The following is a 14,186-nucleotide window of genomic DNA, read 5'->3' as shown; positions in this document are numbered from 1 at the left end:
GCGCGAAACCGGCCGCGTCCCCCTCCAGACCGGAGGGGGACGCGGCCCGCTGCGTGGGCTCAGGTGACAGGGCGCCGTCGCGGGCTCAGGTGACGGACAGCGCGCCGTCGACGGCGAAGACCGTGCCGCTGGCGTACGCGGCCTCGGGCGAGGTGATCTGGACGATCCACCAGGCGATCTCCTCGGGCCGCCCGACCCGGCCCACGGGCACCCGCCCGCGCATGGCCTCCAGGAACCCGGCGTAGTCCTCCTCCGACATCCCGGCCCGGACCCCGGCGGCCGTGTCGATGACGCCGGGGGCCAGGCCGACCACCCGGATCCCGCGCGGCCCGAGCTCCACGGCCCACGACCGGGTCAGCAGGTCGAGGGCCGCCTTCGTGGCCCCGTACACCGCGTTGTGCGGCCAGGAGCGCAGCCCGAGGGAGCCGGCGGAGCTGACGTTGACCACCACTCCCCCGGTCGCGGCCAGGTCGTCCAGCACGGCCTGGGTGAGCATGACCGGCGCGACCAGGTTGATCGCGAGCTGCGCCTCCACCTGGGCCCGGTCGAGCCCGCCGAGCGGGCCGAAGACGCCCGCCCCGGCGTTGTTGACCAGCACGTCCACGCGGCCGAAGCGCTGGCGCGCGGCCTCGGCCACGGCCTCGGGCACGCCGTGCTCGGTGAGGTCCGCGCTGAACGGCTGGATGCCGTCGTGGCCGGCCGCGGTGTCCTTGAGCGCGCCGGCGTCGCGGCCGACGACGAGCACGCCCCAGCCGCGCTCGGCGTAGGCGTGGGCGGTGGCCCGGCCGATGCCCGACCCGCCCCCGGTGACGATCGCCGTCCTGGTCATCCGGCCTTCCCCTCCTTGTGCAGCAGTGTGAGCCGTTCGAGGACCGGCACGATCTCGTTGGGACTGGGCATGCCGACCACCTCGGCCCGCATCCGCGCCGCCGCGGCGGCGTAGGACGGGTCGTCGAGCAGGCCGACGATGCGCTCGCGGAGCTGGTCGGGCGACAGCTTGTCCTGGTCCTCGATGTACGTGCCGGCGCCGCTGGCGGCCAGCCCGGTGGCCTTCTCCATGGCGTCCCACATCATGTCCGGCACGAGGAGCTGCGGGACGCCGTGGGCCAGGGCCGTCATGAACGTGCCCGAGCCGCCGTGGTGGACGATCGCGTCGCACGACGGCAGCAGCGCGTTGAGCGGCACGAAGTCGACGGCCCGCACGTTGGCCGGCAGCGTGCCGAGCCGGGCGCGCAGGTCGGCGGGCAGCAGGGCGACCACCTCGGCGTCCAGCCCGTCCACCGCGGCGATCAGGTCGCCGGCGGCGACCGTCCCGCCGTCCTCCACCTCGCCGAGCGACACGCCCAGCGTCAGGCAGATCCGCCGCGGGTACGGCGCCGGCTCCCGCAGCCAGCCGGGCAGGATCGAGCGCCCGTTGTAGGGCACGTAGCGCACGCCCACGTAGTGCAGGTCGAGCGGGATGCGCAACGGGACGGGCGTCGGGTCGATCGTCCACTGCCCGAGCACCAGCTCCTCGTCGCGCTCGCGCACCCGCTCACCGTGCCGGCCGAGCGTCCAGTCGAACCACTCGGCCAGCGGGTCGTCACGCAGCTCGGGGGGCCGCTGGTCGAGCATCGCGCGGAAGCGGGTCCGGTTGCGCCCCATCTGGTCGGGCCCGAACAGCAGCCGGGCGTGGGCGGCGCCGACGACCCGGGCGGCCACCGGGCCGGCCAGCGTCAGCGGGTCCCAGATCACCAGGTCCGGCCCCCAGTCGCGGGCCAGCGCCACGAGGTCGTCCACCATCGGCTCGGCGCACACGTTCTGGAAGACGAACGCGGTCATCGCGCTGAACATGCCGATCGCGTGCTCCCACGGGAACGGGTCGTAGCGGGAGTTGCTCATGGCCAGGCCGCCGAGGTTGCGGTCGTCGGCGAAGCTGGAGGTGGCCTTCTGCGTCTCCGGCTCGATCTCCAGCGGCGGCCCGACGGGGACGGCGGTCAGCCCGGCCGCCGCGATGGTCTCGGCCAGGTCCGGCTGGCTGGCGACGATGACCTCGTGGCCGGCGGTGCGCAGCGCCGAGGCCACGGTGACCTGGGCGTAGAAGTGCGACGGCGCGGCGAACGTGGTGAACAGGACACGCATCGGCATCTCACCTTCACGAGGACAGGCTGTGCAGGCAGGCCACCAGGCTGCGGGCCTGCACGTTGAGGTAGTTGCTGTGCTTGAGCAGCTCGGCGAGCTGGTGCAGGGTCATCCACCGGTAGTCGGCGCCGTCCTCCACGTCGACGTCGGCCTCGACCACCGCGTACGTGTTGACCGCGTTGTAGAAGCGGCCGCCCTCCTCCGACAGCGCCACCGAGTACCTGACCAGCTCGGGCGGGGCGTTCAGCACGACGTCGAGGTAGCGCGGGCGCGCCTCACCCGGCAGCGCCCCCAGGTTGCCGGGGGTGCACTGCACGGTCGGGGCGAGCTCCATCACGTTGACGTAGCCGGGCTCGACGCGGGCGTGCACGAGGACGTGCAGGACGCCGTCGATCCGGCGCGCGACGAACGCCACGATGCCGTTGCCGGACGGCTCGATCATGGGCTGGCTCCACGAGGCGACCTCGCGGGAGCCGCCGGCCACGTCCACGCCGATCACCCGGAAGAACAGCCCGTTCTCGTGCACGATGGCGCCGCCGGAGCGGTGCCATCGGGGCACGCGCGCCAGCGGCGTGACCCGGGTGACCACCTCCGACTGGGCCCTGATGCCGGTGATCCAGCTCAGGATCTCCGGCATGGAGTGCAGGCTGCCCTCGACGGCGCTGCACGAGCGCACCAGCGCCTGGTGGAAGTCGTCCTCCGGGACGACGATCAGGGGATGGCTGTCCTGGCTGGTGAACGGCAGGCACGACAGGACCGTGCGGGTGTCCATGTTGACCAGGTTCTCCACGCCCAGCAGCCGGTGGAGCTGACCGAAGGTGAGCCAGATGAAGTTCTCGCCCACGGGGACGTCGCCGTCCACCTCGACGATCATGTTGCGGTTGCGCTTCTGGTAGAACCAGGCGCCCTGCTCCGACTGGAGCACGTCGGCCAGCACCCCGTGCCGCGCGCTGTCGCGGAAGAACTCCAGGTACGGCACCGCCTTGCCGCGGTGGACCCGCGAGAAGTTGCTCTTGGTGGCCTGGACCGTGGGCGAGAGCTGCAGCCCGTTGGCGTTGCCCGGCTCGAACTTGGCCTGCATGAGGCAGTGCAGCACCCCGTCGAACTCCTTGACGAGGATGCCGAGGATGCCGACCTCGGGCTGGACGATGATGGGCTGGCTCCAGCGCGGCACCGGGGCGCCCGGGATGTGCACGTCGATGCCGGTGACGCTGAAGAACTTGCCGCTGTGGTGGCCGATGTCGCCCGTCTCCGGGTCGGTGCTCCACCCGGACAACTCCTCCAGCGGGATGCGCGTCACCCGGTGGGTGCTGCGCGCGGCGCGCTCGGTGTACCAGGACCAGAACGCCTCCAGCCCGTCGCCGGCCAGCATGGACCGCGCGATGCGGGCCGTCAGCCGCCCGTTGGGCCGCGAGCGGATGGCGTAGGTGGGCGGGGCGCCGGTCATGCCGGGTCCAGCCCGTCGCGGGTGACCCTGCGGTGCTTGACCCGCCACTGGCCGCCCGAGCTGACGAGCCGGTCGGTGCACACGGTGCTGCGCCTGACCACAACCTCGCCGCCGGTCGGGATCTCCAGGACCAGGGCGTAGCTGCGGGCCGTGAGCTCGCCGTCGCCGCCGGGCGTCACGGTCAGCATCCCGATCCAGTGCCGGCGCTGGACGCCGGCGGCCGCGAACTCGTCGGCGACCTTGCGCGCCGCCCTGGCGATGTCCTCCGATCCGTGGACCGCGCTGTCGCCGACCTCGAAGACGCCGTCCTCGGTGAACGTGGCGGCCCACTCGTCGGTCGATCCCGCGTCCAGGAGCTGCATCTGGCGCGCGTAGAAGTGCTGCGCCTGCGCGTACTGAGCGTCAACGTGCTGTGCGTCCACCTCGGCCTGCCCTCCACGAGTCGGTCGTGCGGGCCCACGATCCCGTCCGCGGCTAGAGGGGCGCCTGACAAGCGATAGTCCATCGCCGTTCCAGCGTGACTGCACGGGGCGTCGCCAAGCTGATCGCGAGCGGGGGCGCCGTCCCCGGCACGCACCACAGATGAACGCACCACAGGCGAACGCAACACAGGCGAACGCAACACAGACGAACGCAACAGCCGACGACGAAGAGGCGGGAAGATGACCCAGTTCAGTCTCGGCGAGCTGAAGCAGATCATGCGGCAGGTCGCGGGCGACGACGACACGATCGAGCTGGTCGACGGCTTCGAGACCAGGACCTTCGAGGATCTCGGCTACGACTCGCTGGCGCTGCTGGAGATCGTCCACCACGTGGAGCGCTCGTGCGGGCGCAAGCTGCCCGACAGCGAGCTCGGCGACATCACCACGCCCAAGGAGCTCGTCGAGTTCGTCGGCGAGCTGGAACGGGCGTGACCGCCCGGGACATGGCCGGCCGCACGGTGGTGGTCACGGGCGCCACCTCGGGGATCGGGCGCTCTGCGGCCGTCGGCTTCGCCCGCCGCGGGGCCGAGGTGGTCGCCGTCGGGCGCGACCCGGCCAGGCTCAAGGACGTCCTCAGCGAGCTGACCGAGGTCGGCCAGGTCAAGCCGTACGGGGTGGGGGTCGACTTCGCCCGGTTCGACGACGTGCGCGCCGCCGGCGAGGACCTGCGGGGCCGCTTCGAGCACGTGGACGTGCTGGCGAGCAACGCGGGCGCGATGTTCCGGACGCGCACGGTCACGGCCGACGGGTTCGAGAGCACGTTCCAGGTCAACCACCTGTCCGGCTTCCTGCTGGCCCATCTCCTGCGCGAGCGGCTGTCCGGCGGGCGGATCGTCGTCACCTCCTCCGACGCGTACACCACGGGCCGGCTGGACCCCGGCGACCTCAAGACCGAGCGCGGCCGCTACAGCGCGGGACGGGCGTACGGCACGTCCAAGCTGGCCGGCATCCTGTTCGCCGCCGAGGCGGCCCGGCGCTGGCCCGACGTGCTGGCCGCCAGCTTCCATCCGGGAGAGGTCCGCACGCTCATCGGCCGGGGCACGATCGCGTCCTGGTACTTCCGCTTCAACCCGCTGCTGCGCACCCCCGACCGGGCCGCGGACACGCTGCTGTGGCTGGCCACGGCCCCGGCCGAGGGGATCGAGTCCGGCGGCTACTACATGGACAGACGGCCGCACCCGGCCAAGGGGCCGGCGGCCGACCCCGAGCTCGCCGCGCGGCTCTGGGACGCCAGCGCCGCCGCCATCAGTGAAAGGGAATCATTGTGACGACTTACGCTCCCGGCTCGCCGTCCTGGTTCGACCTGGGCTCGCCGGACGTGGCGGCCTCGGTGGCCTTCTACACCGGGCTGCTGGGCTGGACGGCGACCGAGATCAGCGAGCCCGAGGCCGGCGGCTACACGACCTTCCACCGCGACGGCAAGCTCGTCGCGGCCGTCGCCTACCACCAGATCGACACCCCCTACCACCGCCCGTACGGCCCGGACGGGCAGCAGGGCATGCCGGCCATCTGGACCGTCTACTTCACCACCGACGACGCCGAGGCGCTCAACGAGCGGGCGCCGAAGGCCGGCGGGGAGACCATCATGACCCCGATGGAGGTCATGGGCCTGGGCAAGATGGCCGTCTACGCCGACCCGGCCGGCGCCGCGTTCGCCGTGTGGGAGCCGATGGCCATGAAGGGCGCCGAGCTGATCGGGCAGCCCGGCTCGGTGCGCTGGGTGGAGCTGGTCACCACGGACGTGGAGGGCTCGGCCGCGTTCTACCGCGACACGATGGGCCTGACCACCGCGCCGGGCGACGGCTCCCCCGTCTGGCAGGTGGCCGGGAAGACGGTGGGCGGCGTGCGCAAGCTGGGCGAGACCGGGGCGGTGCGGCCGTACTGGGCGGTCACGTTCGGCGTGGAGGACTGCGACGCGACGGCGCGCAAGGCCGTCGAGCTGGGCGGGTCCGTGGAGAACGCGCCCGCCGACACGCCGCTGGGACGCCGGGCCGACCTGCTCGACCCGCACGGCGCAGGGTTCTCGGTGGTGTCATGAGCGCCGAGCCCGTGGTCGAGGTCAATCCGTTCGAGTGCCCGATGCAGTCGATGCGGGAGAAGCCGCAGGTGCACGACGAGCTGCGGGCCGGCGGGCCGCTGGTGCGGGCGCAGGCGCCCGCGGGCGGCCCGGTGTGGGTGGTCACGGACTTCACGCTGGCCAAGTCGGTGCTGGCCGACCCGCGCTTCGTCAAGGACCCGGGGCTGGCGCCGGAGGCGTGGCACGGCATCGAGGACGGGCTCGACAACCCCGAGCCCGAGTACCGGCCGTACACGCTGATCGCGGTGGACGGCGAGGACCACCGGCGGCTGCGCCGCGTCCACGCCCCCGCCTTCAACCCGCGCCGGCTGGCCGCGTCGACGGACCGCGTCACCACCATCGCCCGCAACCTGTTCACCGACCTGGCCGACGCCTCGGACGCCTCAGGGCAGCCGGCCGAGCTGATCGACGGGTTCGCCTACAACTTCCCGCTGCTGGTGATCTCCGACCTGCTCGGGGTGCCGGTGACCGACCCGATCATGGCCAGGAAGGCCGTCAGCGCGATGAAGCAGCTCGCGCTGGGCACCGCGAGCGACGCGGAGTACGACACCTCGTCGCTGGAGGAGCTGCTCTCGCAGGCGGTCGGGTCGGCGATGGAGGGCACGGCCGACACCATGACCAGGGTGCTGTACGAGCGGGGCCTGGCCGAGTTCGGCGAGCTGCCGCCCGACAAGCTCGTCTACATGATCATGGGCTTGATCTTCGCCGGGCACGACACGACGGGCTCGTTCCTCGGGTTCCTGCTGGCCGAGACCCTGGCCGGGCACCTCGCGCCGGACGCCGACGCGGGCGAGTTCGTGGAGGAGATGCTGCGCGAGCACCCGCCCGTGCCGTACACGCTGTGGCGCTTCACCGCGCAGGAGGTGGTGCTCGGCGGGGCGGTGCTGCCGCCGGGCTCGCCGGTCCTCATCGACATCGAGGGCATCAACGCGCACCGCGAGGATCCGGCGAGCCGCCGGCTGACCTTCGGCGACGGGGCGCACTACTGCATCGGCGAGCAGCTCGCGCAGCTCGAGTCGCGGGTCATGATCCAGGTGCTGCGGGACGACTTCCCGCACGCGCGGCTGGCCGTGCCGTTCGACGACCTGCGCTGGGGCCGCAAGGGCTCGCAGACCGCGCGCCTGACCGAGCTGCCCACCTGGTTACGGCCGCGCTGAAATATGCGGTCAGAAAGTGACCGGGTTCTCCTCTAGCGTGAACAGGAGGCCATGTAACTCGGATCCGAAGGCGGGGAACCATATGCAGCCGAAGTACATCACGATTCTCGGAGCCCGCGAGAACAACCTGAAGAATCTCTCGGTCGAGGTGCCGAAACACGAGATCACCGTTTTCACCGGTGTGTCCGGGTCGGGGAAATCGTCGCTGGTTTTCGACACCATCGCGGCCGAGTCCCAGCGGCAGCTCAACGAGACGTTCACCGCGTTCGTCCGCAACCGGCTGCCCAAGTACGGGCAGCCGGACGCGGACACCATCGAGGGCCTGTCCACCGCGATCATCATCAACCAGAAGCGGATCGGCGGGAACTCCCGCTCCACGGTCGGCACCATCACCGACCTGTACGCGCTGCTGCGGCTGCTGTTCTCCCGCGCCGGCGAGCCCTACGTCGGCTACTCCAACTCCTTCTCCTTCAACGACCCCGCCGGCATGTGCATGGACTGCGAGGGCCTGGGCCGGCGGGTCCAGCTCGACCTCGACAAACTCCTCGACAAGTCGCGCTCGCTCAACGAGGGGGCCATCGACCATCCGGCGTTCGCGGTCGGCGGATGGTTCTGGAAGTTGTACGCCAATTCCGGCCTGTTCGACAACGACAAGAAACTCGGGGATTACACCAAGAAGGAATGGGAGGCGCTGCTCTACGGCGCCGAGGGATCCGTCCCGCTCGAATGGCAGGGCGGCCAGATCAATTCCAAGTACGAGGGCCTCGTCCCCAAGTTCGACCGGCTCTACATCCGCAAGAGCCCCGAGGAGATGAGCGCCAAGAACCGCACCGCGCTGGAGCGCGTCGTGTCGGTGTCGGCCTGCCGCACCTGCAACGGCCTGCGGCTCAACAAGGAGGTGCTGGCCTGCCAGATCAACGGCCGCAACATCGCCGAGTTCTCCGCCCTGGAGATCGGCGACCTGATGCAGGCCGTCAGGGAGGTCACCTCGACCCGGGTGACGACGCTGCGCGACAACCTGCTCGAACGGCTCGGCCACATGGTCGACCTCGGGCTCGACTACCTCACCCTCAGCCGCGAGACCTCGACGTTGTCGGGCGGCGAGTCGCAGCGCATCAAGATGATCCGCCACCTCAACAGCTCCCTGGTCGAGGTCGCGTACATCTTCGACGAGCCGACGATCGGCCTGCACCCGCACGACGTCTACAAGCTGACCAGCCTCATGCGCCAGCTCCGCGACAAGGGCAACACCGTGCTGGTCGTCGAGCACGACCGCGACGTCATCGAGATCGCCGACCACGTGATCGACCTCGGGCCGAAGGCCGGGCGCCACGGCGGCGAGATCGTCTACCAGGGCGACATCGAGGGCCTCTACCGGGCCGACACGCTCACCGGGGCCTGCATGCGCAAGCTGCTGCCGATCAAGGAGGAGTTCCGGCAGCCCACCGGGCACCTGACCGTCGCCGACGCCTCGATGCACAACCTCAAGAACGTCACCGTGGACATCCCGACCGGCGTGCTGACGGTCGTCACCGGCGTGGCCGGCTCCGGCAAGAGCACGCTGATCCACAAGGTCTTCCGCGAGCAGCACCCCTCGGCGGTCATCATCGACCAGTCGGCCGTGACCACCAACCGGCGCTCCAACCCGGCGACCTACACCGGGTTCATGGACGAGATCCGGCGGCTGTTCGCCCGGGCCAACAAGGTCAGCGCGTCGCTGTTCAGCTTCAACTCCTCCGGGGCGTGCCCGGCCTGCCAGGGCGAGGGCGTCATCTACACCGACCTCGCGTTCATGGACCCGATGATCACGCTGTGCGAGGTGTGCTCGGGCAAGCGGTTCACCGAGGAGGTCCTGAGCTACAAGCTGCGCGGGCGCGACATCAGCGAGGTGCTGGCGCTCAGCGCGACCGAGGCGGCCGACTTCTTCGCCCGCGAGCCGAAGATCGCCGAGACGCTGCGCTCGATCGTGGACGTCGGGCTCGGCTACCTCCAGCTCGGCCAGCCGCTCAACACCCTGTCGGGCGGCGAGTGCCAGCGCATCAAGCTGGCCACCGAGCTGGGCAAGAAGGGCACCGTGTACGTCATGGACGAGCCGACCACCGGCCTGCACATGTCAGACATCGACAGCCTCATGGCCGTCATCAACCACCTCGTGGACACCGGCAACTCGGTCATCGTCATCGAGCACAACCTCGACGTCGTCAAGAACGCCGACTGGGTCATCGACCTCGGGCCGCGCGGTGGCAGCTCGGGCGGGCAGATCATGTTCGAGGGCACGCCGCGCGCGCTGCTGGACGCCGAGAACTCGCTGACGGCCGAGTGCCTGCGCGCGTCACTGAACGGCGGCCGCGAGTCCTGACCTCTGGTACCGGCGGTAGGTGACGAGGAGGACGACCGCGACCAGCGGCTGGAGGATGTCGGTGGGGATGGTCCAGACGTTGTTCGGCGCCGTGTTGCCGTGGGCGGCGAGCTGCATGACGTGGCCGGCGGCGTCGCCCCAGTAGAGCACGGCCACGGCGATCACGGCGGCGTTCATGAACGACCCCCGGTTCCAGATGCTCAGGAACCCGATGAGGCCGACGGCGATGTCGGCCCAGCCGACCTCCCACTGGAAGGCGCTGTGCGCGAACCCGATGCTGTCGGCGACCTCGGGCGCGTACGGGCCGATGTGCACGAGTCCGCCGAGCATCGACAGCACCCCGCCGCCGGCCACGAACCACAGCAGCCACAGCTCGACCACGCGGGGCCGGGTGCGCCGCGCCGGGGCGCGGTCGAGCAGGCTGTGGAGCAGCGCGCCGACGACGAGGCCGAGGAAGGTGACGACGAAGAACGCCATGTCAGCACCCTAGGAACCCCGTCGGCCGGCCGCCGGGCACCGCGCGCGGTGTGTCGTGGTTCCTCTCCCGCGCCCTACTCCTCCAAGTACGCGTGGACGTAGAGGAACCCGTGCTGCGAGCTCAGCAGCCGCTCCGGGACGGGGCCGGGCAGCCACGGGCAGCGGCCGTCGGCCAGCATGCCGCTGTCGTAGGTCTCGACCCGCCACCCGTACGGGCCCAGCCAGGCGCGCGGGTCGACGGGGCCGCTGAACGCGCCGAGCGCGCGCATGTAGGCGACGAACCGGTCGCCGTGGCCCGCGGTGTAGCAGCCGGACCCCGTGACGTCGGCCACCAGCGCGGAGCCCGGCGCCGAGACGGCCGACAGGTCGGCGGCCAGCCGGTCCAGGGCCGTGCCGCCGAAGAAGCAGGTCAGGCCCTCGGCCAGCCACAGGGTGGGCGCCCCGGGGTCGAACCCGGCCTCCAGCAGATGCCCGCACCAGCGCCGGGTCAGGTCGGCGGTGACCACGCGGTGGTGCCGGTGCGCGAGCGCCCCGGCGGCGGCCAGCATGCGCACCTTGGCCCGCTGCCGCCGGGGGTCGCCGTCCACCTCGAACAGGACGAGATCGGCGGGCAGGGCGCAGCGCCAGGCCCGGGTGTCACAGCCGGCGCCGAGCACGACCACCTGCCGCACCCCGCGCGCCACGGCCCCGGCCAGCGCCTCGTCGCCGAACCTGCCCCGGATGGCCACCGCGCCGCGGGTCATGCCGATCAGGTCGAGCGCCCGCGCCCTGCGCACGGTGGCGTCGTCGACGAACAGGTGCGCGTACGGGTCGGCGAGCATCGGCTCGGGCAGCGCGCACTCCTGAGCCCTGACGGCGGCGGCGATGTCGCTGGTCTGGACGACGTCGAGGTCGAGCCGGAGCACGAGGTCCAGGTCGGTGTCGAGCACGCGGACTCCTAGGGGAGAGGGCGTGGATACGCACCGTACTGTAGCAAACACTTTGCGTCGCCATTACCGAACGTAAAGGTTCGCGCACTTGGAGTCCACTGTCCCGACCGGTTTTCGGTTGGGACATTTCCGCAAACCTCTACCAGTAAATCCCAAGTCGTCGACAAGTGTCCCTTTCTAGGGTCCTCAGTGCAGCCGGGGGCCGGCAGTGCGCCCCGCGGCGGACGAGAGGAACGACATGTCCAAGATCACTATTGACGATCTGCCTTTCGAGGGCGCGGAGCTGACCGACGCCGAGCTCGGCCAGGTGGCCGGCGGCGCCAAGCCGCAGTGGGAGGTCAGCGCCTGGACCCTCAACGACGTGCCCTACGAGTGGTGGCTCGTCTGATCCAGCAGCCGGCCGGAAGCCCTCTGACGGCCATCGGATGACCACGGCGCGGTGGGACGCGAAGAGCGTTCCGCCGCGCCGTTCGAGACGGGACCGAGCAGTGGTGGCTGTTCGAGACGGGACCGAGCAGTGATAATGATCATGAGCGCGCGCGGGGACGGGGCGGCCGAGCGAGTGCTGGCCGCGCTGCGCCGGCGCGGCGCCCACCTGGTGGGCGCGGACGAGCCCGCGGGCGGCGGCACGCCGGTGCTGTGGTGGGACAACGGCGACTACCCCGGACGCAGCCGCGTCACGGCGACGTTCACCGGCGGCGAGCGCCGCCTGGTCCTGGACACCGGGACGCTGAGCGTCGACCTGTCGCGGATCACGGCGGTCTGGCGCAGCCGACCGAGCGGCCCGCAGGCCGCCGCCGCCGTGACCGACCCGAGCCACCGCGCGCACGCCGGGCTCCAGGCCGAGGTCATGCTGGACGGCGTGTGGAGCCTGCTGGACGCCCGCTGGCTGCCCGGCCGCCGCGCCGACGAGCTGCGCGCCCACAACAAGGTCTTCCACCTGGCCCGGGCGATCGAGCTCGGCTTCACCGTGCCCGACACCACCTACACCAACGACCCCGCCGCGCTGGCCGACGCCTACGAGGCGGCGGACGGCCGGCTGGTCGCCAAGCAGATCGCCTCCGACCGCTTCCAGGTCGACGGCGTCCAGCACCGCGCGTACACGACCGTGGTCACCCGTCGCCACCTCACCTCCCGGCACCGCGTGCGGCACGAGCCGATCGTCCTGCAGCCGTACGTCCCCAAGGCCGTCGAGCTGCGGGTGATCGTGGTGGGCGAGCGGGTGCTGGCGGCGGAGATCGACGCGTCCGGCTCCCGTGCGGCCCGGGACGACTGGCGGCACTACGACAACGACCGCGTCCGGTACGCGCCGCACGCGTTGCCGGCCGACGTGGCGCGGCGCTGCGCGCGCCTGGTCGCCGACGTCGGGCTCACCTACGCGGCCCTGGACTTCATCGTCACGCCCGGCGGCGAGTACGTCTTCCTGGAGCTGAACTCCAACGGCGCGTGGGGGTTCGTCGAGCTGTGGGCCGGGCTGCCGGTCAGCGACGCGATCGCGGACTGGCTCATGGACGAACTCACCGACGGACGCGTGAACAAGCTCGCGGACGAACGCATGGACGAACTCACCGACGGACGCGTGAACAAGCTCGCCGACGGAGGGGAACAGTGACCGATCTCGCCGAGACCCTGGCCTCCGGGGCGGCGCTCCTGCGCTCGCTGCAGCGCCGCCGTTCCGGCGTCGCCGACGCCCGGCGCGCGGCGGACGCGTGGGCAGCGCGACACCGGGACGCCAACGCGCGGCTCGTCGTGGACCGGCGCCCGGGATCCCCCGTGGTGGACTACGACCTGCTCCTCGACCATCCGGACGGGGGCACGATCGCTTTGAGCGCCCCGCCCGAGGACGGCGTGCCCTGGCTGATCGACCACTCGACGCACTGGGCGGCGGGGCACCTGGTGAGCGTGGACGGCGTGCACGTGTCGGTGCCGCAGGCGCTGACCATGCTGCGTTCGCTGTCGGGGCGGGACGCCTCGCCGTACCAGGAGATCGTCGACCAGTGCCTCCTGGCCGCGGCGGGCGACGACGGGGAGCCGGTCGGCGCGGCGGACCTCCAGGCGACGGCGGACGAGTTCCGTCGCGGGCGGGGGCTGCGCGACCGCGCCTCGACCCTGGCCTGGATGGCGGCGGCCGGTATGTCGGGTGAGCAGTTCGAGGCGTACATCGAGGGGATCGCCCGCCGCCGCCGGTTCCGGAGGGAGAAGGAGGCCGAGCTGGCGCAGGGCCACCTGGCCGCCGCCCCGGGCGACTTCGCCCGGGTCAGGGCGGTCTGGGTGACGGGCGCCGAGAAGGTGGTCGCGGGCGACGTGGCGGAGCTGTTCGGCGCCCTGGGCTCGGTCGGCGGTCCCGGCTCGATTGGCGAGCCTGGCGCGGTGGGCGACGTGGTGGTGACCGTCGGCGTCCGGTGGGAGAGCGACCTGCCCGAGGCCCTGCGCGGTGCGCCGCCCGGCCGGGTGGTCGGGCCCGAGCAGGCGCCCGGCGGCGGGTTCCTGACCGGGGCCGTCCTGTCGCGTACGCCCGCCGTGGCGGACGCCGAGACCCTGGAGGCGGCCGGGCGAGCCGCCTTCGCCTGCTGGCTGGCGGAGCGCCGCGCCGCCGCCACGATCGAGTGGCACTGGTCATGACCACCCCGCCACCCGCGCCCCGCGACGACACGCGCCCCGTCCCCCAGCCACGCACCTCCCAGGCAGACCTCGCCAACCCGTCCGACACCCCTCAGACGGGTATCACGTCCCTCCCCCAACGACCCGCCGAACACCACCGGCCCCACCACAACTCGGACCAGCCGCCCTCCCACCAGCCCCTCAGCCTTCAGCAGCCCCTCCATCACCAGCACCAGGCCTCCCAGGAGTCACTCCGCCACCAGCCCTACACCCAGCTCGAGCCCCTCCCCCACCGGCCTGCCACCGACGAGAAGGCACAGTCCCACAGCCCCCGAACGCACAATGCTTCCCCGCTCCAGAGCCGCGAAAAGCCCCCAACCCCACCCGGGACCTCCCAAAGGACCGCTCAGCAGCGCCCCCTCTACCGGGAGGAGGCGCTGCGCCACCGGTCCGGGCCGCGCGCCGGTCGTACCCGGATGCCGCTGGTGATCAGCGGCCCCTCGTTCCTTGCGCTGTGGACGCTGGCGGCCGTCCTG

Annotated in this window: 14 protein-coding genes; 8 read left to right on the top strand and 6 right to left on the bottom strand. The window is 71.8% G+C overall.

Translation table 11 applies throughout. The features are described 5' to 3' along the window. Positions 1 to 85: 85 nt before the first annotated feature. Genes HTZ77_RS23910 through HTZ77_RS48335 form a run of 4 tightly spaced genes read right to left on the bottom strand, consistent with a single transcriptional unit; the run spans position 86 to position 3,990 of the window. Entirely contained in the window at positions 86 to 829 is a 744-nt protein-coding gene (locus HTZ77_RS23910) for an SDR family NAD(P)-dependent oxidoreductase (protein WP_175591908.1), read from the bottom strand. Next, positions 826 to 2,127 carry an activator-dependent family glycosyltransferase gene (locus tag HTZ77_RS23905; protein ID WP_235995052.1) on the bottom strand — a complete coding sequence of 434 codons (1,302 nt, stop codon included), beginning with the start codon at positions 2,125 to 2,127 and terminating at the stop codon, positions 826 to 828. The genes HTZ77_RS23910 and HTZ77_RS23905 overlap by 4 nt, the downstream gene beginning before the upstream one ends. 7 nt (positions 2,128 to 2,134) lie before the next feature. Then, positions 2,135 to 3,568 carry an NDP-hexose 2,3-dehydratase family protein gene (locus HTZ77_RS23900; protein ID WP_175591907.1) on the bottom strand — a complete coding sequence of 478 codons (1,434 nt, stop codon included), beginning with the start codon at positions 3,566 to 3,568 and terminating at the stop codon, positions 2,135 to 2,137. Then, positions 3,565 to 3,990, bottom strand: a complete 426-nt coding sequence (locus HTZ77_RS48335) for a nuclear transport factor 2 family protein (protein WP_205303299.1) — start codon at positions 3,988 to 3,990, stop codon at positions 3,565 to 3,567. Before HTZ77_RS48335 ends, HTZ77_RS23900 begins: the two co-directional genes overlap by 4 nt. Before the next feature lie 240 nt (positions 3,991 to 4,230). On the opposite strand from HTZ77_RS48335, the gene HTZ77_RS23890 reads away from it, so the two are divergent. The 5 genes from HTZ77_RS23890 to HTZ77_RS23870 all read left to right on the top strand — a co-directional run bounded on the left by HTZ77_RS23890 (position 4,231) and on the right by HTZ77_RS23870 (position 9,643). Then, positions 4,231 to 4,482, top strand: coding sequence for an acyl carrier protein (locus tag HTZ77_RS23890; RefSeq protein ID WP_175591906.1), 252 nt, complete (start codon positions 4,231 to 4,233; stop codon positions 4,480 to 4,482). After that, entirely contained in the window at positions 4,479 to 5,318 is an 840-nt protein-coding gene (locus HTZ77_RS23885; RefSeq protein WP_328808734.1) for an SDR family NAD(P)-dependent oxidoreductase, read from the top strand. Before HTZ77_RS23890 ends, HTZ77_RS23885 begins: the two co-directional genes overlap by 4 nt. Beyond that, positions 5,315 to 6,088, top strand: coding sequence for a VOC family protein (locus tag HTZ77_RS23880; protein WP_175591905.1), 774 nt, complete (start codon positions 5,315 to 5,317; stop codon positions 6,086 to 6,088). The genes HTZ77_RS23885 and HTZ77_RS23880 overlap by 4 nt, the downstream gene beginning before the upstream one ends. Continuing rightward, positions 6,085 to 7,284, top strand: coding sequence for a cytochrome P450 (locus HTZ77_RS23875; RefSeq protein ID WP_175591904.1), 1,200 nt, complete (start codon positions 6,085 to 6,087; stop codon positions 7,282 to 7,284). The genes HTZ77_RS23880 and HTZ77_RS23875 overlap by 4 nt, the downstream gene beginning before the upstream one ends. Positions 7,285 to 7,366: 82 nt before the next feature. After that, positions 7,367 to 9,643: an ATP-binding cassette domain-containing protein gene (locus HTZ77_RS23870; protein WP_175591903.1), complete on the top strand. Its 2,277-nt coding sequence runs from the start codon at positions 7,367 to 7,369 to the stop codon at positions 9,641 to 9,643. Here HTZ77_RS23870 and HTZ77_RS23865 read toward each other — a convergent pair. Continuing rightward, on the bottom strand, positions 9,617 to 10,120 hold the full coding sequence (locus HTZ77_RS23865; protein ID WP_175591902.1) for a DUF6790 family protein: 504 nt from the start codon (positions 10,118 to 10,120) through the stop codon (positions 9,617 to 9,619). The genes HTZ77_RS23870 and HTZ77_RS23865 overlap by 27 nt on opposite strands. A 74-nt stretch (positions 10,121 to 10,194) precedes the next feature. Next, a complete protein-coding gene (locus HTZ77_RS23860; RefSeq protein WP_175591901.1) occupies positions 10,195 to 11,049 on the bottom strand; it encodes an SAM-dependent methyltransferase in 855 nt (284 codons plus the stop codon). Between the two features lie 238 nt (positions 11,050 to 11,287). Here HTZ77_RS23860 and HTZ77_RS23855 point away from each other — a divergent pair, with 238 nt between their 5' ends. From HTZ77_RS23855 to HTZ77_RS23845, 3 genes are all read left to right on the top strand, one after another. Next, positions 11,288 to 11,437: a putative ATP-grasp target RiPP gene (locus HTZ77_RS23855; protein WP_175591900.1), complete on the top strand. Its 150-nt coding sequence runs from the start codon at positions 11,288 to 11,290 to the stop codon at positions 11,435 to 11,437. Positions 11,438 to 11,578: 141 nt separating this feature from the next. Beyond that, a complete protein-coding gene (locus HTZ77_RS23850; RefSeq protein ID WP_175591899.1) occupies positions 11,579 to 12,661 on the top strand; it encodes an ATP-dependent carboxylate-amine ligase in 1,083 nt (360 codons plus the stop codon). Further along, the gene (locus HTZ77_RS23845) at positions 12,658 to 13,671 is read left to right on the top strand and encodes a TIGR04500 family putative peptide maturation system protein (protein WP_175591898.1); all 1,014 of its coding nucleotides are present in this window, start codon (positions 12,658 to 12,660) and stop codon (positions 13,669 to 13,671) included. The genes HTZ77_RS23850 and HTZ77_RS23845 overlap by 4 nt, the downstream gene beginning before the upstream one ends. The last annotated feature ends 515 nt before the right edge of the window (positions 13,672 to 14,186 follow it).

Origin of the sequence: Nonomuraea montanisoli (genome assembly GCF_013363975.1) — a bacterium.
GTDB lineage: Bacteria > Actinomycetota > Actinomycetes > Streptosporangiales > Streptosporangiaceae > Nonomuraea > Nonomuraea montanisoli.
This window is presented reverse-complemented; position numbering and strand designations above follow the sequence as displayed.